The sequence below is a fragment of the Brevibacterium sp. BRM-1 genome, from assembly GCF_026802075.1.
GTDB lineage: Bacteria > Actinomycetota > Actinomycetes > Actinomycetales > Brevibacteriaceae > Brevibacterium > Brevibacterium rongguiense.
In genome coordinates, this window is record NZ_CP113788.1 from 406,867 (window position 1) to 432,562 (window position 25,696).

Sequence of the window (25,696 nt, forward strand, 5' to 3'; positions counted from 1 at the left end):
CGCGGGGCTCACGATGGCTCCTCCGATTCCGAGGCGAAGTCGTCGGCCCAGTCCGTCGTGATGGTCTGGCGCGACTCCGTGAGGTCCACCGGCGTGCCGTCGGAGATTCGCAGGTACTCGAGATGGGACTCGTAGCTGCTGATGACATCGGAGATCAGCTGCTCCTTCGTGAACCCGAAGACGTCGTAGCCGCGCGAGCCGTCCGCGGTGAAGACCTCCAGCCGGTAGTACGTGTCCGCCCCCGGCGACTGGGAGCGGATGGCGAACGAGGGCGTCTCCGCGGCCACCGGGTAGATCTGGTAGACGAACGGGCCGTCCTCGCCGAACTCCACGCGCAGGGACACCTGGGGCAGGTGCAGCGAGGGCACCTCGGCGGTGTCGACGGACACGTCCGCGCCCGACTCCGCGAGCTCGCGGCCCACCTCCTGCAGCGCGGGCTTGGCCACGGACTCCGCGTACTTGCGCACGGCGCCCACGGCCGGGAACGAGGTGGAGCGCTTGAGCCGCTGCTTCCACGACAGGCCATCGCCGCTGACCAGGCGCGTGGGCAGCGAGGCCATGCGGCCGTCGGCCTGCAGGGCCTCCTGGTGCAGGGCCCGGTAGAGGGAGATCATGACGAGGTAGAGGACGACGGAGAACGGCAGGCCGATGATGAGGGTGGCCGCCTGGAGCGTGGCCACGCCGCCGACGATGAGCATGCCCAGGGTGAGCACGCCCGTCGCCACCGCCCAGAACACCCGCAGGCCCTTGGGGCCGTCCTGCTTGGGGTCCTCCGTGGTGCACGTGAAGTTCGCGAGCACGAGTGCCCCGGAGTCCGCCGAGGTCACGTAGAAGAGCAGGCCCACGACGGTGGCCAGGCCGATGACGAAGAACGCCCCGGGGTAGGACTCCAGGAGGGTGTAGAACGCGCTCTCGGGCTGCTCCATGGCCGTCTGGGCGAATTGGACGTCGCCCCCGAGGATGCGGTGCAGTGCGCTGTTGCCGAAGATCGAGATGAAGATCGCGATGAAGGCGAAGGGCACCACGAGCACGCCGGTGACGAACTGCCGGATGGTCCGGCCGCGCGAGATGCGGGCCAGGAAGAGGCCCACGAACGGCGCCCAGGCGATCCACCACGCCCAGAAGAACAGCGTCCACGAGGCCATCCAGTCATCGGGCTGGATGAACGGGAAGACGTTGAGCATCATGTGCGGGAAGTTCGCCGCGTAGTCGCCGATGTCCGTGACGAGCGAGTCGAAGAGGAAGCGCGTGTTGCCGGTGACCGTCACCCAGCCCAGCAGCACGATCGCGAGGATGACGTTGAGCTCGGACAGGCGCCGGATGCCCTTCTCCACGCCGGTGACGGTGGAGATGGTGGCCAGGATGACGGAGAGCGCGATGAGGCCGATCTGCGCGGCCACGCCCTGGGGGATGCCGAACATGAGGTAGAGGCCGAAGTTGAGCTGCACGACACCGATGCCGAGTGAGGTGGCGATGCCGAACACGGTGCCGAGCACGGCGGCGATGTCGACCGTGTGGCCGAGCCAGCCGTTGATCCGCTTGCCCAGCGCCCAGTAGAGGATCGAGCGGATCGACAGCGGCATGCCCTTGCGGTAGGCGAAGTAGGCGAATGCCATGCCCATGAGCGCGTACATCGCCCAACCGGTGATGCCGTAGTGGAAGAGCGTCCAGACCACGGCCATGCGCGCGCGGCCAGCGGGGTCCGTCGAGGGGTCGAGCGGCTGGTCGACCGCGCCCTCCGGCGGGCTGAGGAACTGCGAGGCGGGCTCCGAGACGGAGAAGAACATGAGGTCGATGCCGATGCCCGCGGCGAACAGCATGGCCGTCCAGGTGAACAGGTTGAATTGCGGGCGGGAGTGGTCCGGGCCCAGCTTGATCCGCCCCATCCGCGACAGGGCGATGATGATGACGAAGACGACCATGAGCGTCGCGGTGAGGATGTAGTACCAGCCGAAGTTCGCCGACAGCCAGCCCACGATGGTCGTGATGACCGTGTTGGCGTTCTCCGGCGCGATGATCGCCCATGCGGCGATCGCGATGATCATGGCCCCGGAGATGGCAAGGACCGGCCAATTGGGTGGGGGAGCGATGGCCTTCGATGGGGGCGTAGGCGCTTCCGCCGTGGTCGGTTCCTCTGCTTCGCGGGGTCTGCTCATCGCTTCCTAGGGGTCGGCGCCGGGGAGTGGTGCGAGCCTTCACGGTAGCAAGCGGAGGCGACGCGGGGATGGCGTGGGGCGGTGGTGGACGCGTTAGCGCTGGTGAGCGCTGCGGTGGGGGATTGGTCACACTGGTGGTGCAGAAGGGGCCCGTTCCTGGGACGTGTGCGTCTCAGGGAACGGGCCCCGCAGCCGAGCGGTCGGCCCGCTCGATCAGAACAGCCCGCGCAGCACGTTCTTGCGGATCTTGCCCGTCGTCGTCTTCGGCAGCGCGTCGACGAACTCGACGCGCTTGGGCGCCTCGATCCCGCTCAGGTGCTCGCGGGCGTAGGCGAGGATGCCCTCCTCAGTGGCCCGCTGCGCGCGCTCGCGCTCCTCGTCGCCGACCTCGCCGCGGGCCGGCACCGTGTCGCTGAGCACCACGGCGGTCACGGCCTCGCCCCAGTGGGCGTGCTCGGTGCCGATGACGCAGCACTCCACGACGCCCGGCGCATTCGCCACGACCCGCTCGACCTTCATGGACGAGACGTTCTCGCCCCCGGTCTTGATGATGTCCTTCACCCGGTCGGTGAACCAGACGACGCCCTCGTCGTCCAGGTAGCCGATGTCACCGGAGTGGAACCAGCCGTGGCGGAACGCCTCGCCGTTGGCATCCGGCCGGTTCCAGTAGCCCAGGGTCACGTGCGGGCCGCGGTAGACGATCTCGCCCACCTCGCCGACCGGCAGCAGGTTCCCGTCCGGATCCATGATCTGCGTGCGCACCGTGGGCGAGGGGATGCCCCACGAGCCGTTCTTGCCGTGCCGGTGGTGGGGCCGCTGATAGGTGGTGGCCGGGATGACCTCGGTCTGGCCCGAGCCCAGCACCTTCTTGGCATCCGGCATCATCTCGTCCATGCCCGCCAGGACCCGCTCGGGCATCTGCGCCATCGCGTACATGGCCGTGTCCATGGAGCTGAGGTCGCGCGGGCGCCGCTGGTTCTCGGCGATGAGCGCCGCCCACATCATGGGCAGGCCGGTGAACATCGTGATGCGCTCGGCCTCCATCGCATCGAGCACAGCGGCCGGATCGAACCCGTGCTGGATGACCACCGTGCCGCCGGTGAACAGCACCGGCATGGCGAGGGTGTTGAGCGCGGTGACGTGGAAGAGCGGCAGCACGATGAGCACGGTGCCCGGCTCCCGGCCCCAGCCATCGCTCATCTGCAGTGCGTTCGACATCGCACCGGTGACCACCGCCGCGTGCGCCGCGAGGGCACCCTTGGGGTTGGCCGTGGTGCCCGAGGTGTAGAGGCACTGTGCCGCATCATCGCTGCCGATGGCGAGGCACAGCTCGGGCCCGACCTCCGTGCCCACAAGCTGCCTCAGCTCATGGCGCGCAGCCCCCTGCGGCACCTCGCCGCCGGGCGCTTCGGCGGCTGCGGGCTCGGCCGTGCCTGCTTCTTCGGTGTGGACGACGATCGTCGTGAGGGTGGCTCCGGCCGCGGCGACCTCGCGGACGAGCGGCAGGAGCGCCTCGTCGGCGAATAGTGTCGTGGCCTGCGCGTCCGTGAGGATCCACGCGATGTCCTCCGCGGTCAGGCCGTCGTTGACGGGCAGTGCCACTCGGCCGGCCTTGACGATGCCGAAGTAGACCGCGAGCACCTCCGAGGAATTGCGCATGAGCATGGCGCAGGGTTCGCCCTGCGCGGGCCCGTCGTCGAGGGCGATGATCCCTCGCGCGATCGCCTCGGCGTCGTGCTCGAGCTGTGCGTAGGAGATCCGGCGGTCGCGATCGACCACGGCGATGGAATGCGGCACGCGGTCGGCGGTGCGGGTGAGCGCATCGCCGATCGTCGTCCGGCGGGCCAGATTGAGATCGACCGGATCGACCTGGGCGGTGTCGGCGAACATAGGGTTTCCTCCTGGGACTCGTGGACCTCGTTGTCCGTGCCGGTGCTGTCGCGCGCTTTCGTGAGGCAATGCGCGGGTATGAGCGGGTTTGGATGGGTGGGTGCGGGGGCGGGCGATGAGGCGCGGCCGGACCCGCTCGGGTGCGGGCCGGGCCTCGGTCTGGGGGGCGGCACCGGGACGGAGCCAGCGGGGATGAGGGGAGTGCCGGGGGATGCGCCGCAGCGCGAGGGGAGGATCGTCGGCTGCGCGGCTGCCGCACGGCACAGCGGGGGCGGGCGGTGGCCGCGCACAGCGGGACCGGACGGGTCAGGGCGGCGCCATCGTCACACCTCGTATCCGTCCAGGCGCGCGAGGACCTGGAGCATGACCTCGTCCGCGCCGCCGCCGATCGAGGACAGCCGGGCGTCGCGGTAGAACCGCGCCGTCCAGTTCTCCTCCATGTAGCCCATCCCGCCGTGGTACTGCACGGCCAGGTCCGCGACCTCGCGGATGAGGCGCCCTGCGGCCAGCTTGCCCGCCGTTGCCTCGCGGGTGATGTCCTCGCCCGCGTCGAGCATGAGGGCCATCTTCTCGTTGAGCGCGCGCAGCAGCTCGAGCTGGGCCGATGCCTCGGTCAGCCGGAAGACCGGATACTGGCGTTGGGCGAGGGGCCCGCCGAAGACGTCGCGCGTGCGCAGGTAGTCCCGCGTGCGCCCGAGCGCCCACTCACACGCGCCCACGGCGGCGAAGCAGGCGGAGAGCCGCTCGATGACGAACTGCTGCATCTGCTGCTGGAACCCGCGCCCGGCCTCGCCGATCGTGTTCGACACCGGAACGCGCACGTCCTCGAGGCGCAGCTCCGCGGTGTCCGAGACGCGGTTGCCCAGCTTGTCGAGCTTGCGCACGACCTCGAAGCCCTCCGTGCCCGCCGGGACGATGATCTGCGACATGCCCCGGAAGCCCCCTCGTCAGAGGTGCGCACGAGCATGCAGAACCAGTCGGCCTGGGTGCCGTTGGTGATGTAGATCTTCTGCCCGGAGATGACCCAGTGATCGCCGTCGCGGTGGGCCTTCGTCGCCAGGTGGGCGACATCCGAGCCGGCTCCGGGCTCCGTCACGGCGATCGCGGCGACCTGCTCGCCGGCGATGGCCGGGCGCAGGTAGCGCTCCTTGAGCTCGGGAGTGCCGAAGCGGGCCAGCGACGGCGTGGCCATGTACATCTGCACATTCACCGCCATCGCGACCCCGGCCGCATTGCCGCGGCCCAGCTCCTCCGCCATCGCCATCTGGTACTCCATGGGCGCGCCCTCGCCGCCGTCCTCGGCGCTGTGGCTCAGTCCCAGCAGCCCGTGCCGGGCGAGGATGGGGAACAGGGCGTGGGCGTCGAAGAAGCCGTCGGCCTCCCACTCGTCGATGTGGGCGAGCACCTCGCGCTCCCAGACGGCGCGCACGGTGGAGCGGAATTCTGCGAGTTCGGTGGGCATGTGGTGGACCTCCGGGTCATTGGGGTGCTTCGGGGGCGGGGCCGTCGTGGGGCTTCCCGGCGCTGCGCGCCGGCGGTGAGGGCTGTGGGCTACACGCTGCGCTGGGCCTTCGAGGCGGCGGTGGCGGCCTTCGCGGCTTCGCGCACGTCCTCCCATTCGCCGTCCGTCATGGACGACAGGGAGGCGAACGTGCCGGGCCCGGCGAACATCTGGCCGCCGTCGATCGCAATGGTCTGGCCCGTGATGTAGTCCGCGGCCCCGGAGAGCAGGAAGAGCGCGAGGTTGCCGAGCTCCCAGATCTCCCCGGTGCGCCCCGCGGGCACGGCCTGCGCATCGGAGAGCCGCCTGGCCCTGCTGTCCGCGCCCAGCACGGTCCACGTGAAGTCGGTGGGGAACGGGCCCCGGGGCAATGGCGTTCAGGCGGATGTCGTACTTCGCCCACTCCACGGCCAGCGACATCGTCATCGCGTGCACCGCGGACTTCGACATGGCCGAGGGCACTGTGTAGGCCGACCCCGTCCACACCCAGGTCGCCAGCGTGGACAGGACGCTGCCGGACAGGCCCTCGGCAATCCAGCGCCGGCCGGCCGCCTGGGTGGTGAAGTAGGTTCCGTCCATGACCGTGGAGGCGATCGCCTCGTAGCCGTTGGGGCTCACGTCCTGCGTGGGGGCAACGAAGTTCGCAGCCGCATTGTTGATGAGCCCGGTGAGCGGCCCGTGTTCGGCCCACAGCTCTGCCATGGCCGCGTCGACCCCCGCGGCGTCGCGGATGTCGACGGTCTGATAGGCCACGAGCCGGGCACCGGCTCCTGCGTTGGCGTGCTCGGCGGACTCGGCGAGCGCGGACTCCCGGCGGCCCCAGAGCACCACGTGCGCACCGTGCGCGGCGAGGTGGGCGGCCATGCCGCGGCCCAGCCCGCTGCCGCCGCCGGTCACGAGGATGCGGCGCTCGGCCAGCGCATCGGCGCGGAACGGCGAATGGGGCACCGGCGGCCGACGGTCCGGGGGCGTCATCGCTGCACCGCGGATCCCGTGCCGCCGCCTGCTCGCCGGAGCTCGACCTTGCGGACCTTCCCGGTCGCGGTGCGCGGCAGCGCGGGCAGGAACACGAATCGCTTGGGGATCTTGAAGCCCGCGAGCCGCTCGCGGGCGAAGGCGCGCAGCTCCTCGGCGAGTGCGGCGCGATCCGCCTCGTCGACGAGCTCACCCGGCCCCTCGGCGGAGCCCTCGCCGTCGTTGACCACGACGGCTGCGGTGACGGCCTCGCCCCACTGCTCGTCGGGAAGCCCGTAGACGGAGGCCTCGCTCACCCGCGGGTGGCGGTAGAGGACCTGTTCGATCTCCGTGGGGTAGACGTTCTCACCGCCGGTGATGACCATGTCCTTCTTCCGGTCGACGATGCGGTAGTAGCCGTCCTCATCGACGGTGGCGAGATCGCCGCTGTAGAACCAACCGTCGCGGAAGGCCTCAGCGGTGGCCTCCGGTCGCCGCCAGTAACCGGGGGAGATGTTCGGCCCGCGCATCGCCAGCTCACCCACCTGGCCGACAGGCACCGGCTCGCCCAGCGGGTCGACGATGGCAGCGTCGACGTGCATGCACGGTCGGCCGATTGAACCGGCGTGGTCGACCACGTCGGCAGCGGCCAGAATGGCGGCCCCGGCGGTCGTCTCCGTGAGCCCGTAGCCCTCGGAGAAGCTCAGCCCCTTGTCCCGCAGAGCCTCGATGATCGTGATGGGGCATGCGGCCCCGCCGCTCATAGAGGCCCGCAGTGTTGACGTCGTGTGGCGGTCCAAAGCTCCGGAGGAGAGGATCGCTCCCCACATGACCGGCACGTTGAAGGCCCTTGTCACCTTGTAGTGCTCGACGAGGTGTGCCCACCGGCCAGGATCGAACGACTCCATGACCACGGAGGAGGCGCCCCAGTACAGTGCGGCGATTGTGTTGACCGCCAGGGCCCCGATGTGGAAGAGCGGTGCGGAGGCAAGGCAGACATCGGAGCGGTCGAAGCCTCCATCGTTGTAGTTGTGCAGGATCGAGGCCCAGAACAGGTTGGCGTGGGTGATGATTGCGCCCTTGGGCTGGCCCGTAGTACCCGAGGTGTACATGAGCAGGGCGAGGGAGTCGGGATCGACTTCCGGCGACTCGGAACCTGTGCTCGCGGCGGTGGCCGAACCCGCGTCGACCAGCTCGTGATATCCGGTGCGCTGGCCGCGCGAGCGCTGCACCGCCGTGGGCAGGGCGATCACCTCGCGGACTCCGGTATCGGGCTGGGCCGCATCCGCCACGTCCATGAGCGAGGACGACGCGAAGAGCAGCACGGCCCCGGAGTCGCTGAGGATGTAGCGCACCTCCTCCGCGGTGAGCCGGAAGTTGATGAGCACTCCGATCGCCCCGGCCCTCGCCGTCGCGACGATGAGCGCGAGCATCTCGACGGAATTGAGGGCGAGCAGCGCCACCCGGTCACCGGGCAGGACGCCCTTCGAGCGCAGGCCCGCCGCCAGAGCGGTGGTGAGCGCGTCGAGCTCCGCGTGGGTGAGCGCCGCGCCGGTATCCGCGTCGATGAGCGCGGTGCTCTCGGGGAAGCGCAGGGCGTGGATGGCGGGCCAGGATCCGAGCGGAACGCTCATGCGATCTCCTCGCGTCGTCGCGGTGGCCGCGCGGCACTGCGCGGCCATCCCGTCACCGTGGGGAACACGGCCCACGTGTGATGTGGACAACACACTAGGGCCATTCGACAAAACAAGCAAACGTGATTGATTGTTCGTGTGAACTGTGGCACGCTGAGCCGCAGACCGGACCGGCGACGGCGGCAGCGCAGAGGCTGCACGCCCCTGTGAGCGGTCCGCAGCCACACTCCCCTTCCACGGCACCAGGAGGCCACACGATGGACGTCAACGAGGCCCTTGCGCTCCTGGCCGATGAGTCGCAGCGGCTCGACGCGGTCGTCGCCGACCTCCCCGCCGAGCAGTGGAAGCTGCCCACGCCGGCGACGGGCTGGACGATCGCCGACCAGATCGCCCACCTGCACTGGACAGACCTCGTCAGCGTGCAGACGGTGCGCGGCGACCCGGCCTTCGCCGCGCTCGTGGCGGACATGCGCGCCGATCCCCGGCCCGCCCTCGTCGACGAGGAGGCGCGCCGGCTCGCCGGCCAGGCGCCCGCGGAGCTCCTGGCCCAGTGGCGCGCGGGGCGCGAGGCCCTCGCCCAGGCCCTCGCCGCGGCCGATCCCGCTGCGAAGATCGCGTGGTTCGGCCCGCCCATGCGGCCGCTCACGATGGCCACCGCCCGCGTCATGGAGACCTGGGCCCACAGCCTCGACGTCTGCGATGCGCTCGGCCTCGACAAGCCCGCCACCGACGCGCTCGCCGCGGTCGCGCGGATCGGCTGCCGCACCCGCGGGTTCGCCTTCGCCTCCCGCGGCCTCGAGGTGCCGACCGCCGAAGTGCGGGTTGAGCTGGCCCTGCCCCACGGTTCGTTCGCCGAGGGCCCGGCCGATGCGCCTGAGCGGATCATGGGCGATGCCTGGGGGTTCGCCGCGGTCGTCACGCAGCGCCGCAGTCCCGCCGACGTCGACCTGGCGATCGTGGGTGAGGGCGCGCGGCACTGGATGGAGATCGCACAGGCATTCGCGGGCGCGCCCACCCAGGGGCCCGCACCCGGGGAGCGCGGACCGGCCCGCACCACGGGTGCCGGCCGGGCGTCCGGCGCCTCCGCGACCGGTGACCCCTTGGTCCGCACACCTGCGATCGGCGCCCCCGCGGTCGGGAGCGCGAACGCATGAGCGCTGTGCAGCCCCAGACCGCCGCGGCGCCGGGCCGTGCGCGAGCGTCAGCCGCCCAGGGGCCGGGAGCCGGCGCCCAGCCGCGCACGCTGCGCATCGGCTGCGCATCTGGCTTCTACGGCGACCGCCTCGCGGCCTTCGGCGAACTCGTCGACGCCGGGGTCGACGTGGTCGTGGGCGACTACCTGGCCGAGCTCACCATGCTCATCCTCGCGCGCCAGAAGGCGAAGGACCCGGCCGCGGGGTTCGCCAAGTCCTTCCTCGCCCAGGTCACCGGCGCCATGTCGCGCCTGGCGGAAACGGGCACCCGCGTCGTTGCCAACGCCGGCGGGATGAATCCGGCCGCACTCGCCGCCGCCATAGCCGAGGCCGCCGCGCAGGCCGGGATCGACCTGCCGGTTGCGTTCGTCGACGGCGACGACCTGACCACCCGCGCCGGTGAGCTGAGCCTGGGCGAGCCGCTTGCCGCCAACGCCTACCTGGGCGGGTTCGGCATCGCGCGCGCACTTGCCGAGGGCGCCCAGGTCGTCGTCACCGGCCGGGTCACCGACGCCTCGCTCGTCACGGGACCCGCAGCCTGGTTCCACGGCTGGGAGCGCACAGACTACGACGCGCTGGCCGGGGCCATGGCGGCCGGGCACGTCATCGAATGCGGCATGCAGGCCACCGGCGGCAACTTCTCCTTCTTCACCGAGATCGCGGACCTTATCCGCCCGGGCTTCCCCATCGCGGAGGTCGCCGCCGACGGCTCGTCGATCATCGCGAAGCCCGCCCACACGAGCGGCGCGGTCACGGTGGAGACCGTCCTCTCCCAGCTCCTCTACGAGGTCGCCGGCGCCCGCTACCCGGGCCCCGATGCCACGCTGCGCCTCGACTCGATCCGACTCGAGGCCGCCGGCCCCGACCGCGTGCGCATCTGCGGAGTGCGCGGTGAGGCGCCCCCGCCGGACCTCAAGGTCTCGGTCAACGAGCTGGGGGGCTTCCGCCAGGAGCTCACCTTCTTCCTCACCGGTCTGGACATCGAGGCCAAGGCCGCCCTGGTGCGCGCACAGTTCGCAGCCGGACTGGCCGCCGCGGGACTGCCCGAGCCCGCGGAGCTCGAATGGGAGCTCTCGCGCACCGACCGCTCGGACGCCGCGACCCAGGAGCAGGCCACCGCCCGCCTGCGCCTCATCGCCCGGGACCGCGACCCCCAGGCGGTGGGGCGCGCCTTCGCCAACACCTGTGTCGAGTTCGCGCTGGGCTCCATCCCCGGCTTCTTCATGGCCGCGCCCCCCGGGGAGGCGAGCGTCTACGGCCGCTTCCGCGCGGGAAGCGTGCCTCAGGACGCCCCGGCCCACACCGTGCACGCCCCCGATGGGAGCACTGCGCCCATCGCGCCCCCGCCGGAGTTCCGCCCGCTTGCAGCCACCCCTGCGGACACGAGCCACCCCGCGGTCGAGGCGCCCGGGAGCCCCGTTACGGCACCGGCCCCCGTGCCGGCCGGGCCGCAGGCCGCCGGCGATGCGGGCACCGACCCGCGGGACGCGCCCCCGACGCCGCGGCGGGCCGCGCGGCGCTGCCGCTCGGCGCGCTCTTCGGCGCTCGCAGCGGCGACAAGGGCGGCGGCGCGAACATCGGCGTGTGGGCCCGCACGCCGGACACATGGCCGCTGCTGCGCGATGAGCTGACCGCCGATGCCCTGCGCGCCCTGCTGCCGGAAACCGCCGGCCTGGCTATCGACCGCACCGAGCTGCCCGGCCTGCACGCGGTCAACTTCGTCATCCACGACATTCTGGGCGAGGGCGTTGCCTACGGTGCGCGCTTCGACGCCCAGGCCAAGGGGCTGGCCGAATGGCTGCGCAGCCGCACGATCCGCGTGCCGGCCGAGCTGGCAGCAGGCGCCGGTCCAACGGCACACGCAGCACCAACAGCAGATGCAGCACCCACGGCCGACGCACCCACGGCCAACCCAGCGCCCATAGACGGCACCGGCCCCGCAGACGGCACCGCCCCGGCGGGCGGGCGCGACACCCGCGCCGGAGAGGAGAACCCATGAGATCCGCAGCCCAGCGCCCTGATGCCGCCTCGGCCGCAGCGCAGCCGGAGACCGGGCCCGATGCCGCGGAACTCGCGGCTCTCGCGGAGACCACCCGGCGCTTCGTGGCAGCGCACGTGCTGCCCCACCAGGAGGAATGGGAGGCACGGGGTGTCCTGCCCCGCGCACTGCACCAACACGCCGCGCACGCCGGCCTGCTGGGCGCGAGCTTCCCCGAGGACGTGGGCGGCGGCGGCGGTGGCCTGCGCGCGTCCCTGACGATCAATGAGGCGGCGCACGAGGCCGGGATGTCCGGCGGCACATTCGCCTCGCTGTTCACCGCGGGGATCGCGGTGCCCCACCTCATCGCGGCCGGCTCGCGCGAGCTCATCGACGCCTACGTCCGGCCCACCCCCGCCGGTGAGCTCATCGGCTCGCTCGCCATCACCGAGCCCTCCGGCGGCTCCGACGTCGGCGGACTGCGCACCCGGGCCGAGCGCGACGGCGATGCGTACGTCATCTCGGGCGAGAAGACGTTCATCACCTCCGGCACCCGCGCCGACTTCGTCGTCACGGCCGCGCGCACCGGCGGCCCCGGGGCCAAGGGAGTCTCCCTCCTCGTGGTCCCCGCCGATTCCCCCGGCTTCAGCGTCGCGAAGAAACTGGCGAAGATGGGCTGGCACGCCTCGGACACCGCGGAGCTGCACTACGACGCGGTGCGCGTGCCCGCCGACCACCTCATCGGCGCGGAGAACGCCGGCTTCGCCTACATCTCCCAGGCCTTCGTCACGGAGCGCGTGGGCCTGGCCGCGCAGGCGTACTCCGGCGCCCAGCGCGCACTCGACCTCACCGTGCAGTGGTGTCGGGATCGGGTGACGTTCGGCGACCCGCTCATCGCGCGCCCCACCGTCCAGGCCACGCTCGCCCAGATGACCGCGCGGATCGACGCCGCCCGGGTCTACACCCGCGTGCTGGCCGCGCGCTACGACGATCAGCAGGCAGCCCCAGAGCCGCAGGGCGGGCTCGATCTCGTGGCAACCGCGTGCTTTGCCAAGAACATGGCCGTCGAGGCCGCCGAATGGTGTGCCAGCCAGGCCGTGCAGCTGTTCGGCGGGATGGGCTACATGGCCGAATCGGAGGTCGAGCGGATCTACCGCGACACACGCATCCTCGGCATCGGGGGCGGCACGACCGAAATCCTGACGGCCCTGGCCGCGAAGAGAATGGGGTACACCGCATGACCGCACTCACCTCGGCCCTGGCGGGCAGCGCCGAATGGACCGCCGCCGCACAGGCCATGGAGGCCAAGCTCGCGGAGCTCGACGGCGTCAACGCCGAGCTCGCCCAGGCGGGCGGGGAGAAGGCCGTCGAACGCCACCGCGGCCGCGGCAAGCTCACCGCCCGCGAGCGCATCGACCTGCTCATCGACCGCGATACGCCGTTCTTGGAGCTGTGCCCCTACGCCGCGTGGGGCTCGGACTTCCCGGTGGGTGCCAGCATGGTGGGCGGGATCGGCGTGGTCTCCGGCGTCGAGTGCCTCATCACCGCCAATGACCCGACGATCGCCGGCGGCACCTCGAACCCCCGGACGCTGAAGAAGAGCCTGCGGCTCATGGACATCAGCCTGAAGAACCGGCTGCCGCACATCAGCCTCGTCGAATCGGGCGGGGCGAACCTGCCCACGCAGTCGGAGATCTTCATCCCCGGCGGCGACACGTTCCGCAGGTTGGCCGAGCTCTCCAAAGCCGGGATCCCCACGATCGCGATCGTGTTCGGCAATTCGACGGCGGGCGGGGCCTACCACCCCGGGATGAGCGACCACGTCGTCATGATCGAGAACCGCTCGAAGGTCTTCCTGGGCGGCCCACCGCTCGTCAAAGCCGCCACCGGCGAGATCAGCGACGACGAGTCCCTGGGCGGCGCGCAGATGCACGCGCGCACGAGCGGGCTGGCCGACCACTTCGCCCGCGACGAGCAGGACGCCCTGCGCATCGGGCGGCGGATCGTCGCGCGGCTCAACTGGGCCAAGGCGGGGCCGGCGCCGGGCCCCTCGGTCGAGCCGCTCTTCGATGCCGAGGAGCTGCTGGGGGTCGTCCCCGGTGACCTCAAGATCCCCTTCGATCCGCGAGAGGTCCTGGCCCGGGTGGTCGACGGCTCGGACTTCGACGAGTTCAAGCCGCTCTACGGCTCGGGCATCGTCACCGGCTGGGCGCGCATCCACGGCTACCCCGTGGGCGTCATCGCGAATTCGAAGGGGGTCATCTTCAGCGAGGAGGCGCAGAAGACCACCCAGTTCATCCAGATCGCGAATCGCCAGCGCACCCCGCTGCTCTTCCTCCACAACACGACGGGCTACATGGTGGGCCGGCGCTATGAGGAAGGGGGCATCATCAAGCACGGGTCCATGATGGTCAACGCCGTCTCCACCTCCGAGGTGCCCCACATCTCCGTGCTCGTGGGCGCTTCGTACGGCGCTGGGCACTACGGCATGTGCGGTCGCGCCTTCGATCCGCGGTTCCTGTTCGCCTGGCCCTCGGCGAAGTCCGCCGTCATGGGGGGCGCGCAGCTGGCCGACGTCGTGACCTCGGTGGCGAAGGCCTCGGCCGAGGCGCGCGGACTGCCGTTCGACGATGAGAAGAACGAACTGCGCCGCCAGGCGATCGAGCGCCAGATCGAGGCTGAGTCCCTGCCGCTGTTCCTCTCCGGGCTGGTCTACGACGACGGCATCATCGATCCGCGCGACACCCGCACGGTGCTCGGACTGTCGCTGTCGGTGATCGCGAACGGGCCGATCGAGTCCGACCGCACCTACGGAATCTTCAGGATGTGATGACGATGAGCGACCAGGCACTGCGAACCGCAGGTGAGATCGGCCGCGTGCTCGTGGCCAACCGGGGCGAGATCGCCCGCCGGATCTTCACGACCTGCCGCGCCCGCGGCATCGAGACGGTGGCGGTGCACTCCGATGCCGACTCCGGGGCCGCTTTCGTCCGCGAGGCCGATGCGGCGGTGGCCCTTCCCGGCACAACACCGGCGGAGACCTACCTGCGCGGCGACCTCATCGTCGCGGCCGCGCTGAGCGCCGGGGCCGACGCCGTCCACCCGGGCTATGGGTTCCTCTCCGAGAACGCGGACTTCGCCCGCGCCGTCGCCGCGGCGGGGCTCACGTGGATCGGCCCGGATCCGGAGTCCATCGAGACGATGGGCTCGAAGGTCGAGTCGAAGGCGCTCATGGCCGAGGCGGGTGTGCCCGTGCTCGAGCGCCTCGACCCCGCAGCGATCGGCGAGGAGCACCTGCCGATCCTCGTCAAGGCCTCGGCCGGGGGCGGTGGGCGCGGCATGCGCGTCGTCGAGCGGCTGGCCGACCTCGACGAGACCGTCGCCGCCGCGGCGCGCGAGGCCGCGAGCGCCTTCGGCGATGACACGGTCTTCTGCGAGCGCTACCTGCCCACCGGCCACCACATCGAGGTCCAGGTGTTCGGCGACCGTGCCGGGACGGTGTGGGCCGTGGGCGAGCGCGAGTGCTCCATCCAGCGCCGGCACCAGAAGGTGGTCGAGGAGGCGCCCGCGCCGCTCGTGGAGCGGGTGGGCAAGGCCATGCGCGCGGACCTCTACGAGGCCGCCCGCTCCGCCGCCGCGCGCATTGGCTATGTGGGCGCGGGCACCGTCGAGTTCCTCGCCGCCGACGACGGGTCGTTCTACTTCCTCGAGATGAACACCCGGCTCCAGGTGGAGCACCCGGTGACGGAGGCGACGTGCGGGCTGGACCTCGTGGGCCTCCAGCTCGACATCGCCGCCGGCGCAGCCCTGGGTGCCGAGCCCGGCCCGCCCCGGGGGCATGCGATTGAGGTGCGCCTCTACGCGGAGGATCCGGCCGAGGACTGGCAGCCCCAGTCCGGCCCCGTGACGGCGTTCGCGCTGCCGAGTGCGCGCACCGCCTTCCGCCTGGCCGATGCGGGGGAGCCCTATGTCCGCTTGGACGCCGGCATCGAGGCAGGCGAGGCGATCACGACGTTCTACGACCCGATGATCGCCAAGATCATCGGTGTGGCCCCCACCCGCCGCGTGGCGGCCCGGGTGCTCGCAGCGGCGCTGCGGACAATGCAATGGGACGGCCCCGTGACGAACGCCGCCATGCTCATCCGCGTGCTGGGCGACGAGGCGTTCCTCACCGGTGAGACCGCCACCACGTACTTCGCAGAGCACCCCGAGGTGCTCGGGGCCCAGGGGCCCGATGATCGTGTGCGCCGTGAGGCCGGGTGGATGGCCGCGGCGGCGGCGCTCGCCCAGGCCGCTGCCGTCGAGGCCGGCCAGCCCACCGGGCTGTCGGACATGCCGGTCCCTGCACCGGGCAGCATTGCAGCCGGTGAGCGGGCCGGGGGGCAGCGCAGCGGTGAAGACGCGCTCGCGCTCGCGATCGCGCGGGACAACCCCCGCCCGCACATCGGCGGCTGGCGGCTCTTCCACACGGACTGGACCCGGCGCAGCGCGCGCGTGGCCGGCCTCGAGGCCCAGATCGGCTACCGCCGGCTGCGCGGCGGGTGGGAGCTCGAGCCGGGGACGCTGCCCGTCGGCGAGGCGGTGGAGGTCGTCGCGGTGGCGCCGAGCGAGGTGACGCTGCGGGCCGCGGGGGTGGAGTGCCGCTTCGCTGTCCAGCCCACCGCGAGCGGGGCACTCGTGTCCTCGCCCACCGAGGCGCAGGCGCTCGCATGGCTGCCCCGCTACAGCGACCCGGCCGCCGAGGCGGTGCCGGGCAGCCTGCTGGCGCCGATGCCCGGCACCGTCATCCGGCTGGAGGCCCGGGTGGGCGAGCGCGTGGAGGCCGGGCAGCCCCTGCTGTCCATCGAGGCGATGAAGATGGAGCACACGATCCGCTCGGACGTGGCCGGCACGCTCACCGAGCTGCGGGTGGCCCAGGGCGACCAGGTCGATGTGGGGGCGCTCGTCGCGGTCATCGCGGACGATGGGGCACCGGCCGAAGGCGGAGCCGACAGTGCCGGTGGCGAACCAGCTGCCACGGGTGCGAAAGGACGCGAATCATGAGCGTGCAGTACGCGGTGGAGGGCAGCGTCGCGACTCTGACCCTGGACGAGCCGAGAAACCGCAACGCGATCACGCCCGAGCTGCTGGCCGGCATCGCGGACGGCCTCGCCGCCGCGGAGGCCGATGAGCGGGTGCGCGCCCTCGTACTCGCCCACACCGGCACCACGTTCTGCGCCGGAGCCGACCTTTCCCGCCGCCCGGGCCAGGACACCGAAGGAGTGACCGGCGCCGAGGCGGGCCAGGGGAGCGAGTCCCCGAGCGGCCCGGGTGATGCCCAAGCCGCGATGCGCGAACGCGGCCGGGCGAGCCAGGCGGTCAACCGGGCCCTGCTGGCCTCCCCACTGCCGGTCATTGCGGCCCTCGACGGCCACGTGCGGGCCGGCGGGATGGGCCTGGTGGCATGCTGCGACATCGTCATCGCCGGCCCCCGCTCCACGTTCGGGCTGAGCGAGGTGCGGATCGGCGTGGTGGCGGCCATGATCGCGGCGCCGGTGCTCGCGCGGCTGGGCGACCGGACCGCGGCGGACTGGATGCTGCGCGGCGGCCCCGTCGGCGCCGCGGAGGCAGCGACCGCGGGCTTCATCACCCGCGCCGTGGACGGTGCGGAGGTCAGCGTCACCGCCGCGGTCGACGAGGTCGTGGCCGACCTGCTGCGCGGTGCGCCGAAGGCCATTGCGGCGTCGAAGGCACTGGTCAACCGCAGCGCGCTGGCCGCCGTCGATGAGCGCGGGGAGGACCTCGTCGCCCTGTCGGCGGAGTTCTTCACCGGGGCCGATGCCCAGGCCGGGCTGGCAGCGTTCGCGCGCAAGGCGGACCCGCCGTGGGCCGCGGGTCGCTCGTGACGGCGGGCGGCGCCCCTGCCCTAGAATCGAGCGCGATGACCGCCGCAGACCCCGCCCCCGCCTCGCCGGCTCCGCAGCACGGCCACGCGCCCAAGCAGGATCGCAGCCGCGTGACGCGCGAGCGCATCCTCGAATCGACGATCGAGGCGCTCGCCGAGCGCGGCTGGCAGGCGACGACGACGACGGTGGTCGCCGAGCGCATCGGGATCAGCCGGGGGGCGCTCCAGCACCACTTCCGCACGCGGGAGGACCTCTTCCTCACGGCGCTCGATGCGATGTTCGAGCGCAATCTGCAGCTGACCATGCGCGATGAGGAGCGGCTGCCCGACGGCGACGAGCGCTTCGACGTCCTCGTCGCGCGCATCATGGACTACTACACCTCGGATGCGTTCACGGCGGCGCTGCACGTGTGGACGGCGGCGGCGGGGGAGCCCGCGCTGCGCGACCGCATCCTGCCGCTCGAGGCGAAGTTCGCCCGCGGCGTCTTCGAGCAGGCGGTCGAGCTGCTCGATGCGGACATCTCCGATGAGCGCACGCGCCGACTCATCCAGCTCACCCTCGACCTCGCCCGCGGCCTGGGCCTGGCCGACGTCCTCACCGACGATTCGGCTCGGCGCGCGCGGATCGCGAAGTTCTGGGCCGGCGAGCTGCGCTCGATCAAACGGCGCTGAGGGAGCGCAGCTCGGCCCCTCAGCCGTCCGTGGACTCCCGCACCACCAGCTCCGGGGCGAACGTCACACTCGTCCGGTCGTCCTCGCCCAGTAGCATGCGCACGGCGGTGGCGCCCAATTCGCGGGCGGGCTGGCGAACGGAGCTCAGCGCCACCATCGTCGCCGCGGCGAAGTCGATGTCGTCGTAGCCGATGAGCGCGATGTCGTCCGGAATGGCGGCCCCCGCCAGCACCAGGGCCTGCATGACCCCCACTGCCACCAGATCGTTCGCGCAGAAGAGCGCATCGGGTCGGCGCGGGGCGGGCCGCATGATGAGCTGCTCGCCGGCAGCGCGGCCGGCGAGCACGGTCGTGGCAGGAGTGTCGAAGCGCTCGAGCTCCACGTTCCCACCGGCGAGCTCTGCGGCCTGCTGCGCACCGGTCCAGCGGTCGGCCACCTGCCGGATGCGGTGCGGGCCGCCGACGAACCCGATCCGGCGCCTCCCGGCGCCGATGAGGTGTGACACCGCCAGCGCGCCCCCGGCCACGTCGTCCACGGCGACGGACGGCAGCGCGGAGCCTTCCGGCTGCGCGTCGACGAGGACCACGGGCGTGCCCCGCTTCGCGATCTGCGCCAGACGCTGCGGCGGCCACGCCGCGGGGGAGAGCAGGATGCCGTCGGCGCCCTGCTCGGAGAAGAGGTCGAGGTAGCGCCGCTCGCGCGCCTCATCCGCACCCGAGGTGCCCACGAGCACCGCGTGCTCGCTCGCGTCGGCCTGCTCCTCCGCACCGCGGATGACGTCCGCGAAGAAGGGGTTTGCGGCGTCCAGGACGACCGCGCCCACCGTGAGGCTGCGGCCGCTGCGCAGCTGGCGCGCGGCTCCGTTGCGCACGAAGCCCAGTTCGGCGATGGCGGCGTCGACGCGGGCAACGGTGTCGGCGGCGACCTTTTCGCGGTGGTTGAGCACGTGGGACACGGTGCCCACGGAGACGCCGGCTGCGCGCGCCACGTCGCGGACTCCGATGCGTGCCACGCGCTGCTCCTTTCGCTGGCTGCCCGGCTGGGCTGCGTTTCGGCTGCGCCGACTCCGCCCGGCCTCAGTGCCGGTGCGGCCCAGCCGCGATGAGGCGGGCGGACGGTGGCACCGTCGAACCGGACGGGTGTCCGCGGATTCGGGCGAACCGCGTCTCTCATCTTGTCACACGGATCACAGGATGCTAGCGTCGCTCCCGACGAATGAAACGTTTCAATACGTTCACCGACCACGGTTCATCGTCGAACCGCATCACCCACGGAGGCAGCCGATGACGGCTCAGAAGCCCATCCGGGCCTCGCGACGGCGCTGGCGCGCCACGGTCGTGGCCATGTCGAACTACATCGAAGCGGGCTCGATCATCGCGATCGCCACGAGCCTGACGATGTGGCAGGAGAAGTTCGGACTCACCAGCCTGGCCGTCGGGCTGCTCGCCGCGCTGTCGGCCAACGCGTTCGGCGCTGCGATCGGCTCGGCGATCGGCGGCCCCCTGTCCGACCGCTACGGCCGCAAGTTCATCTACACCTACGATCTGCTGCTCTACATGGTCGGGGCGCTGCTCGCCGTCTTCGCGGTGAACTTCGCCATACTCCTCACCGCGTTCATCGCCATGGGCATCGCAGTCGGCGCCGGCGTCACCGCGGCGTGGACTTACATCGCCGAGGAGGCCCCGGACGGTCAGCGCGCCGCGCACGTGGGCGTCGCCCAGCTCGCCTGGTCGATCGGCCCGATGGTCGGGTTCCTCCTCGCGATCGTGGTGGGCCCGCTGGGCCTGCTGGGCTCGCGCATCGTCTTCGCCCACCTCTTCGTCATCGCGTTCATCACCTGGTGGGTCCGCCGCGGCCTCGAGGAGTCCGAGCGCTGGAAGGCACACCGCGATGATCCGAATCGCCAGGGCTACTGGAAATCGGTCGGCCAGCTCTTCACGAAGAAGCGCAACCTCACTGCGCTCGCCTTCCTCATCGGCGTCTACGGACTGTGGAACACGGTGGCGGGCCAGGCCGGCATCTTCCAGCCGCGCGTCTACGAGGCCACCGGCCTGACCGATCCCGCGCAGCAGAACTGGCTGCAGGTTCTTGTCTGGGGCCTCACCTCCCTGTTCACCGTCATCGGCTTCATGAAGTTCGGCGACCGCGTCTCCCGGCGCTGGCTGTACTTCGTCTTCGCGCTCATCGGCATCATCGCCTGGGCTGTGCTCATCTACTCGCCCCCCGGGTACTTCTCCCTCTTCGCCTTCGCGATCGGCTGGGGCATCTCGTCCGGTGTGGGCGCCCAGGCGTTCTACGGCCTGTGGACCGCGGAGCTCTTCGCCACGCGCTACCGCGCCAGTGCCCAGGGCTTCCTCTTCATGCTCGCCCGCGTCATGGTGGGCGTCCTGTCCCTGTGGTTCCCGCTCATGCTCGAATCGATCGGCCTGCACGGGCTGGGCACCCTCATCATCGCCCTTCTCGTCGCCGCCCTGCTCATCGGCACGATCTGGGCGCCGAACACCTCGGGCAAGACCCTCGAGGAGATCGAGGAGGAGCGCTACGGCACCCGCGCCGCCATCCGGCCCTCGCTCGCCGCGGAAGCACCCGCGGCGGCCGCCCCGGCCGCTGGCACCTCGGCGGCGCGCGATGGCAGCCCGCAGTGAGACAGGCGGCCGAGCAGCGACCGCCTGTCGGACAGCCGCGGGAGCGCATCTGCTTCCAGATGCAGGTGGACCCCGAGAGCCTCGACGAGTACATCGAGGCCCACGCCGCCGTCTGGCCGGACATGCTGCGCGCGCTGGCCGCCGCCGGTTGGACGAACTACTCCCTCTTCGCCCGACCCGACGGCATGATCATCGGATACGTGGAGACGGATGACTACACCACCGCCCAGGACAGGATGAGCGCCACGGAGATCAACGCCCAGTGGCAGGCCCACATGAGCCGGCTCTTCGCCGCCGGCGGCTCGTTCGACACCGGCCAGGTGCGCCTGGCCGAGATCTTCCACCTCGAAGACCAGCTCGCGAACCTGGGCAGAGCGCCCAGCCCACCTGCTTCAACCCCGCCCGGCACCCGGGCTCGAAAGGACGCACCATGCCGACATTCGACGACATCGCCGACCAGCTCGCCACCCAGGCCATCGAACTGCCCTCCTGGGCGTTCGGCAACTCCGGGACCCGCTTCAAGGTCTTCGGCACACCGGGCACGCCCCGCACCCCGCAGGAGAAGATCGCCGACGCAGCACAGGTCAACCGCTACACCGGCCTGGCGCCCACCGTGGCCATCCACATCCCGTGGGACAAGGTCGACGACTACGCGGCCCTGCGCGAATTCGCCGCGGAACAGGGCGTCGCACTGGGCACGGTGAACTCCAACACGTTCCAGGACGACGACTACAAGTTCGGCGCGCTCACCCACGCGGACGACGCGATCCGCCGCAAGGCCATCGCCCACCACCTCGAGTGCATCGACATCATGGACGCCACCGGTTCGCGCGACCTCAAGATCTGGCTGGCCGAGGGGTCGAACTACCCGGGCCAGGCGGACATGCGCGGCCGCCAGGACCGCCTCCAGGACTCCCTGCAGGAGATCTACGCCCGCATCGGCGACGAGCAGCGCCTCGTGCTCGAATACAAGTTCTTCGAGCCGTCGTTCTACCACACGGACGTGCCGGACTGGGGAACGAGCTACGCCCAGGTCAGCGCCCTGGGCGAGCGCGCGATGGTGTGCCTGGACACCGGCCACCACGCACCGGGGACGAACATCGAATTCATCGTCATGCAGCTGCTGCGCCTGGGCAAGCTGGGCTCGTTCGACTTCAACTCCCGCTTCTACGCAGATGACGACCTCATCGTGGGCGCGGCCGATCCGTTCCAGCTCTTCCGGATCCTCGTCGAGGTCATCCGGGGCGGGGGCTACGGCCCGGATTCTCCCGTCGCGTTCATGCTCGACCAGTGCCACAACGTGGAGGACAAGATCGCCGGGCAGATCCGCTCCGTGCTCAACGTCCAGGAGATGACCGCCCGCGCCCTCCTCCTCGACCGCGAAGCGCTGGCACAGGCCCAGGCCGCCAATGACGTGCTGGCCGCCAACGCGATCTTCATGGATGCCTTCTCCACCGACGTGCGCCCGCAGCTCGCACAGTGGCGCGAGTCCCGCGGCCTGCCGGCCGACCCGATGCGCGCCTTCCTCGACTCCGGCTACCAGGAGACGATCGCCGCCGAGCGCGTGGGCGGCCAACAGGCCGGCTGGGGCGCCTGAGCCCCGCCTCACCTCTCTCAACGCAGACCAGACCAACCAGCAGGAGCAGCCGTGCCCACAACCAATCCCACCGTCGCCGAGCTCATCGAGCGGTCCAACCGCCTCGGCTCGGACCCCCGCAACACGAACTACGCCGGCGGCAATACGTCAGCCAAGGGCGTGGAGCGCGACCCGGTCACCGGCGAGGACGTCGAGGTCGTCTGGGTCAAGGGATCCGGGGGAGACCTGGGCACGCTCAAGCCCGAGGGCCTGGCCGTCCTCCAGCTCGACCGGGTCAAGGCGCTCACCGGCGTCTACCCCGGGGTCGAGCGCGAGGACGAGATGGTCGCCGCGTTCGACTACTGCGCATTCGGCAAGGGCGGTGCGGCCCCGTCCATCGACACCGCCATGCACGGGCTCGTCGACGCCGCCCACGTCGACCACCTCCACCCGGACTCCGGGATCGCACTGGCCACGGCGGCAGACGGCGAGGAGCTGACGAAGAAGGTATTCGGCGATCGCGTCGTGTGGGTCCCGTGGCGCCGCCCCGGCTTCCAGCTGGGCCTCGACATCGCAGCGATCAAGGAGACCAACCCGCAGGCCGTGGGCACGATCCTGGGCGGCCACGGCATCACCGCGTGGGGTGAGACGAGCGAGGAGGCGCGCACCAACTCGCAGTGGATCATCGACACCGCCGAGGCATACATCCGCGAGCACGGCGCAGCCGAGCCCTTCGGCGCAGTGCGCGAGGGCTACGAGGCGCTTCCGGACGGGAAGCGCCACCGGAAGGCCGCGGCCATCGCCGCGCACCTGCGCGGGATCGCCAGCCAGGACAAACCGCAGGTGGGCCACTACACGGACTCCCCGGTCGTCCTCGACTTCCTCGCCCGCGAGAAGATGCCCGCACTGGCCGAGCTCGGCACCTCGTGCCCGGACCACTTCCTGCGCACGAAGGTCAAGCCGCTCGTCGTCGACCTGCCCGCAGACGCCACGGTCGAGCAGATCGTCGCGGCGCTGCCGGACCTGCACGATGCCTACCGCGCGGACTACGCCGCCTACTACGAGCGCTACGCAGACGCTGAGAGCCCCGCGATGCGCGGTGCGGATCCTGCCATCATCCTGGTCCCGGGTGTGGGCATGTTCTCCTACGGGGCGGACAAGCAGACCGCCCGCGTGGCCGGCGAGTTCTACGTCAACGCGATCAATGTCATGGCCGGCGCCGAAGCCCTTTCCGCCTATGCGCCCGTCGACGAGTCGGAGAAGTTCCGCATCGAGTACTGGGCGCTCGAGGAGGCCAAGCTCAAGCGCAAGCCCGCACCAAAGCCGCTGGCCGGCCGCATCGCGTTCGTCACCGGCGCCGCCAGCGGCATCGGCAAGGCGATCGCCACTCGGCTGGCCGGTGAGGGCGCCTGCGTCGTGGTCGCCGACCTCGACAGGGCCAAGGCCCAGGAGGTCGCGGCCGAGCTCGGCTCGTCGGACGTCGCCGTGGGAGTGGCCGCCGATGTATCGGACGAGACAGCGGTGCAGGCCGCGCTCGAGGAGACGGTGCTGGCATTCGGCGGCATCGACCTCGTCGTGAACAACGCCGGCCTGTCGCTGTCGAAGTCGCTGCTGGAGACCACGGAGCAGGACTGGGACCTCCAGCACTCCGTCATGGCCAAGGGCTCGTTCCTCGTGTCGAAGACGGCCGCCCGCTACCTCATCGACCAGGGCATGGGCGGGGACATCATCTACATCTCCTCGAAGAACTCCGTGTTCGCCGGCCCCAACAACATCGCCTACTCCGCGACGAAGGCCGACCAGGCCCACCAGGTCCGCCTGCTGGCAGCGGAGCTCGGCCAGTACGGCGTCAAGGTCAACGGGATCAACCCGGACGGCGTGGTGCGCGGCTCCGGCATCTTCGCCGGCGGCTGGGGCGCCCAGCGCGCCAAGACCTACGGCATCGAGGAGAAGGACCTGGGCAAGTTCTACGCCCAGCGCACCCTGCTGGGCCGCGAAGTCGTCCCGGAGAACGTCGCGAATGCCGTCTACGCGCTGTGCACGGCCGACTTCTCCCACACGACGGGCCTGCACGTGCCCGTCGACGCCGGCGTCGCCGCGGCGTTCCTGCGGTGAGCGCAGCCGCACCGGGCGCGAACGGCGCCGTTCCCGCACCCGAGGCGCTCCGCACCTCGGGCCCGGGGGCGCGGCTGGCCGCGGTGGACCTGGGCGCGACGTCCGGCCGCGTCATCCTGGGCGCCGTGGAGGGCGGGCGGCTGCGCATGCGCCACATCGCGCGGTTCTCAAACGATCCGGTTCGCCTGACCGAGGACGGCGGGGTGGGCCTGCACTGGAACATCACCGCGCTCTACCAGAGCGTGGAGGACGGGCTGCGCGCCGCGGCTGCGGAGGCCGGAGGCCTCGATTCGATCGGCATCGACTCGTGGGCTGTGGACTATGCGCTGCTGCGCACCGGGCGGATGCTCGGCGTGCCCTACCACTACCGCGATGAGCGCACGGCCCGCGGCGTGGAGCTCGTGTGCGAGCGGCTGACCGCGGCGGAGCTGTTCTCGGCCTCCGGCCTCCAGCACCTGGACTTCAACACCGTGTTCCGGCTGGCGCTGGAGGCCGAGGGCGGCTGGCTCGAGCTGGCCGACCGGCTCCTGCTCATCCCGGATCTCCTGGGCTACTGGCTGACGGGGCAGGCCCGCGCGGAGGCGACCAACGCCTCCACCACCGGTCTGCTGGGGGTGCGCAGCGGCACCTGGGATGCCGCGCTGCTCGAGCGCTTGGGCTATCCGCGTGCGCTGCTGCCGGACCTCATCGCCCCCGGTGAGCGGCTTGGCACGCTGACCACCGCGGTGGGAGAGCGCATCGGGGCCCCCGGCACGCCGGTGACGGCGGTGGGCTCACACGACACCGCATCCGCGGTCGTCGCCGTGCCCATGGAATCGCGCAGCGCCGCCTATATCTCGAGTGGCACCTGGTCGCTGGTGGGACTCGAGCTGGACGAACCGGTGCTCAGCGCGGCGGCGCAGGAGGCGAACTTCACGAACGAGGGCGGCGTCGACGGGCGCGTGCGATTCCTCAAGAACGTCTCGGGCCTGTGGCTGCTCAGCGAATCGATGCGCACGTGGGAGCGCAGTTCCAGCGGTTCGGAGCGCGCCTCGGACCTCGCGGAGCTGCTGGCCGCCGCCGAGGCCGTCGAGCGGCCCGTGCCCGTCTTCGATGCGGGCGATGAGGTATTCGTCGCCCCGGGCGATATGCCCGCCCGCATCGCCCAGTGGTGCTCGCAGCGGGGCATCGAACCGCCCCGTACCCGGCCGGAGGTGGTCCGCAGCATCCTCGAATCGCTCGCCGCGGCCTATGCGCAGACCATCGAGCAGGCCGAGGCGCTTGCCGGCCGGCGCGCGGATGTCATCCACATCGTGGGGGGCGGTTCGCAGAACGCGCCGCTGTGCCGCCTGACCGCCCAGCGGACGGGCCGCACCGTCATCGCCGGCCCGGTCGAGGCGACGGCCATGGGCAATCTTCTCGTCCAGGCCCGGGCGGTGGGTGCGATCGATCCCGCGGCGAGCCTCGAGGACCTCCGGGAGATCGTGCGCGCCTCCGCCCCCGTCCAGCGCTACTGAGC

Annotated in this window: 18 protein-coding genes and 3 pseudogenes; 13 read left to right on the forward strand and 8 right to left on the reverse strand. The window is 71.4% G+C overall.

From position 1 onward, the window contains the following. Window positions 1-8: 8 nt before the first annotated feature. The 7 genes and pseudogenes from betT to BRM1_RS01810 all read right to left on the reverse strand — a co-directional run bounded on the left by betT (window position 9) and on the right by BRM1_RS01810 (window position 8,135). Window positions 9-2,156, reverse strand: coding sequence for a choline BCCT transporter BetT (gene betT / locus BRM1_RS01790; RefSeq protein ID WP_268527608.1), 2,148 nt, complete (start codon window positions 2,154-2,156; stop codon window positions 9-11). A 213-nt stretch (window positions 2,157-2,369) separates the two neighbouring features. After that, a complete protein-coding gene (locus tag BRM1_RS01795) occupies window positions 2,370-4,046 on the reverse strand; it encodes an AMP-binding protein (protein ID WP_268527610.1) in 1,677 nt (558 codons plus the stop codon). A 323-nt stretch (window positions 4,047-4,369) separates the two neighbouring features. After that, complete coding sequence (locus BRM1_RS01800) at window positions 4,370-4,975, reverse strand: acyl-CoA dehydrogenase family protein (protein ID WP_268527612.1); 606 nt, start codon at window positions 4,973-4,975, stop codon at window positions 4,370-4,372. A 74-nt stretch (window positions 4,976-5,049) separates the two neighbouring features. Next, window positions 5,050-5,664: pseudogene (locus BRM1_RS14035) on the reverse strand (acyl-CoA dehydrogenase family protein); the annotation flags it as partial. Next, window positions 5,598-5,918 (reverse strand): SDR family oxidoreductase, encoded by a 321-nt coding sequence (locus tag BRM1_RS01805; RefSeq protein WP_202410793.1) that lies wholly within the window; start codon window positions 5,916-5,918, stop codon window positions 5,598-5,600. The pseudogene BRM1_RS14035 and the gene BRM1_RS01805, both read right to left, overlap by 67 nt. A gap of 31 nt (window positions 5,919-5,949) precedes the next feature. Further along, a pseudogene (locus BRM1_RS14040) lies at window positions 5,950-6,522 on the reverse strand (SDR family NAD(P)-dependent oxidoreductase); the annotation flags it as partial. Further along, a complete protein-coding gene (locus tag BRM1_RS01810; RefSeq protein WP_268527614.1) occupies window positions 6,519-8,135 on the reverse strand; it encodes an acyl-CoA synthetase in 1,617 nt (538 codons plus the stop codon). The pseudogene BRM1_RS14040 and the gene BRM1_RS01810, both read right to left, overlap by 4 nt. Before the next feature lie 257 nt (window positions 8,136-8,392). Between BRM1_RS01810 and BRM1_RS01815 the strand changes: the two genes are divergently transcribed. The 8 genes from BRM1_RS01815 to BRM1_RS01850 are packed head-to-tail and all read left to right on the forward strand — an operon-like array spanning window position 8,393 to window position 17,862. Further along, entirely contained in the window at window positions 8,393-9,289 is an 897-nt protein-coding gene (locus BRM1_RS01815; RefSeq protein ID WP_268527616.1) for a TIGR03084 family metal-binding protein, read from the forward strand. Then, the gene (locus tag BRM1_RS01820) at window positions 9,286-10,959 is read left to right on the forward strand and encodes an acyclic terpene utilization AtuA family protein (protein WP_268527619.1); all 1,674 of its coding nucleotides are present in this window, start codon (window positions 9,286-9,288) and stop codon (window positions 10,957-10,959) included. Before BRM1_RS01815 ends, BRM1_RS01820 begins: the two co-directional genes overlap by 4 nt. Beyond that, window positions 10,911-11,327: an AtuA-related protein gene (locus BRM1_RS01825; RefSeq protein ID WP_268527622.1), complete on the forward strand. Its 417-nt coding sequence runs from the start codon at window positions 10,911-10,913 to the stop codon at window positions 11,325-11,327. Before BRM1_RS01820 ends, BRM1_RS01825 begins: the two co-directional genes overlap by 49 nt. Then, a complete protein-coding gene (locus tag BRM1_RS01830; RefSeq protein ID WP_268527625.1) occupies window positions 11,324-12,547 on the forward strand; it encodes an acyl-CoA dehydrogenase family protein in 1,224 nt (407 codons plus the stop codon). The genes BRM1_RS01825 and BRM1_RS01830 overlap by 4 nt, the downstream gene beginning before the upstream one ends. After that, complete coding sequence (locus tag BRM1_RS01835; protein WP_268527628.1) at window positions 12,544-14,136, forward strand: acyl-CoA carboxylase subunit beta; 1,593 nt, start codon at window positions 12,544-12,546, stop codon at window positions 14,134-14,136. The genes BRM1_RS01830 and BRM1_RS01835 overlap by 4 nt, the downstream gene beginning before the upstream one ends. A gap of 5 nt (window positions 14,137-14,141) precedes the next feature. Further along, entirely contained in the window at window positions 14,142-16,349 is a 2,208-nt protein-coding gene (locus BRM1_RS01840) for an ATP-binding protein (protein ID WP_268527631.1), read from the forward strand. Then, a complete protein-coding gene (locus BRM1_RS01845; protein ID WP_268527633.1) occupies window positions 16,346-17,191 on the forward strand; it encodes an enoyl-CoA hydratase-related protein in 846 nt (281 codons plus the stop codon). Before BRM1_RS01840 ends, BRM1_RS01845 begins: the two co-directional genes overlap by 4 nt. 35 nt (window positions 17,192-17,226) lie before the next feature. Further along, window positions 17,227-17,862 (forward strand): TetR/AcrR family transcriptional regulator, encoded by a 636-nt coding sequence (locus tag BRM1_RS01850; RefSeq protein WP_160952552.1) that lies wholly within the window; start codon window positions 17,227-17,229, stop codon window positions 17,860-17,862. Window positions 17,863-17,881: 19 nt separating this feature from the next. Here BRM1_RS01850 and BRM1_RS01855 read toward each other — a convergent pair whose 3' ends face one another. Further along, window positions 17,882-18,874 (reverse strand): LacI family DNA-binding transcriptional regulator, encoded by a 993-nt coding sequence (locus BRM1_RS01855; RefSeq protein WP_268527637.1) that lies wholly within the window; start codon window positions 18,872-18,874, stop codon window positions 17,882-17,884. 271 nt (window positions 18,875-19,145) lie between these two features. On the opposite strand from BRM1_RS01855, the gene BRM1_RS01860 reads away from it, so the two are divergent. The 5 genes and pseudogenes from BRM1_RS01860 (at window position 19,146) to BRM1_RS01880 (ending at window position 25,694) form a co-directional block, all read left to right on the forward strand. Beyond that, a complete protein-coding gene (locus BRM1_RS01860; RefSeq protein ID WP_268527639.1) occupies window positions 19,146-20,507 on the forward strand; it encodes an MFS transporter in 1,362 nt (453 codons plus the stop codon). A gap of 59 nt (window positions 20,508-20,566) precedes the next feature. Continuing rightward, window positions 20,567-20,794 (forward strand): annotated as a pseudogene (locus tag BRM1_RS01865) (L-rhamnose mutarotase); the annotation flags it as partial. Window positions 20,795-20,937: 143 nt separating this feature from the next. After that, entirely contained in the window at window positions 20,938-22,104 is a 1,167-nt protein-coding gene (gene rhaI, locus BRM1_RS01870; protein WP_268527641.1) for an L-rhamnose isomerase, read from the forward strand. A gap of 51 nt (window positions 22,105-22,155) precedes the next feature. Then, window positions 22,156-24,198 carry a bifunctional aldolase/short-chain dehydrogenase gene (locus BRM1_RS01875; protein ID WP_268527645.1) on the forward strand — a complete coding sequence of 681 codons (2,043 nt, stop codon included), beginning with the start codon at window positions 22,156-22,158 and terminating at the stop codon, window positions 24,196-24,198. Beyond that, window positions 24,195-25,694 (forward strand): rhamnulokinase, encoded by a 1,500-nt coding sequence (locus tag BRM1_RS01880; protein WP_268527649.1) that lies wholly within the window; start codon window positions 24,195-24,197, stop codon window positions 25,692-25,694. Before BRM1_RS01875 ends, BRM1_RS01880 begins: the two co-directional genes overlap by 4 nt. The last annotated feature ends 2 nt before the right edge of the window (window positions 25,695-25,696 follow it).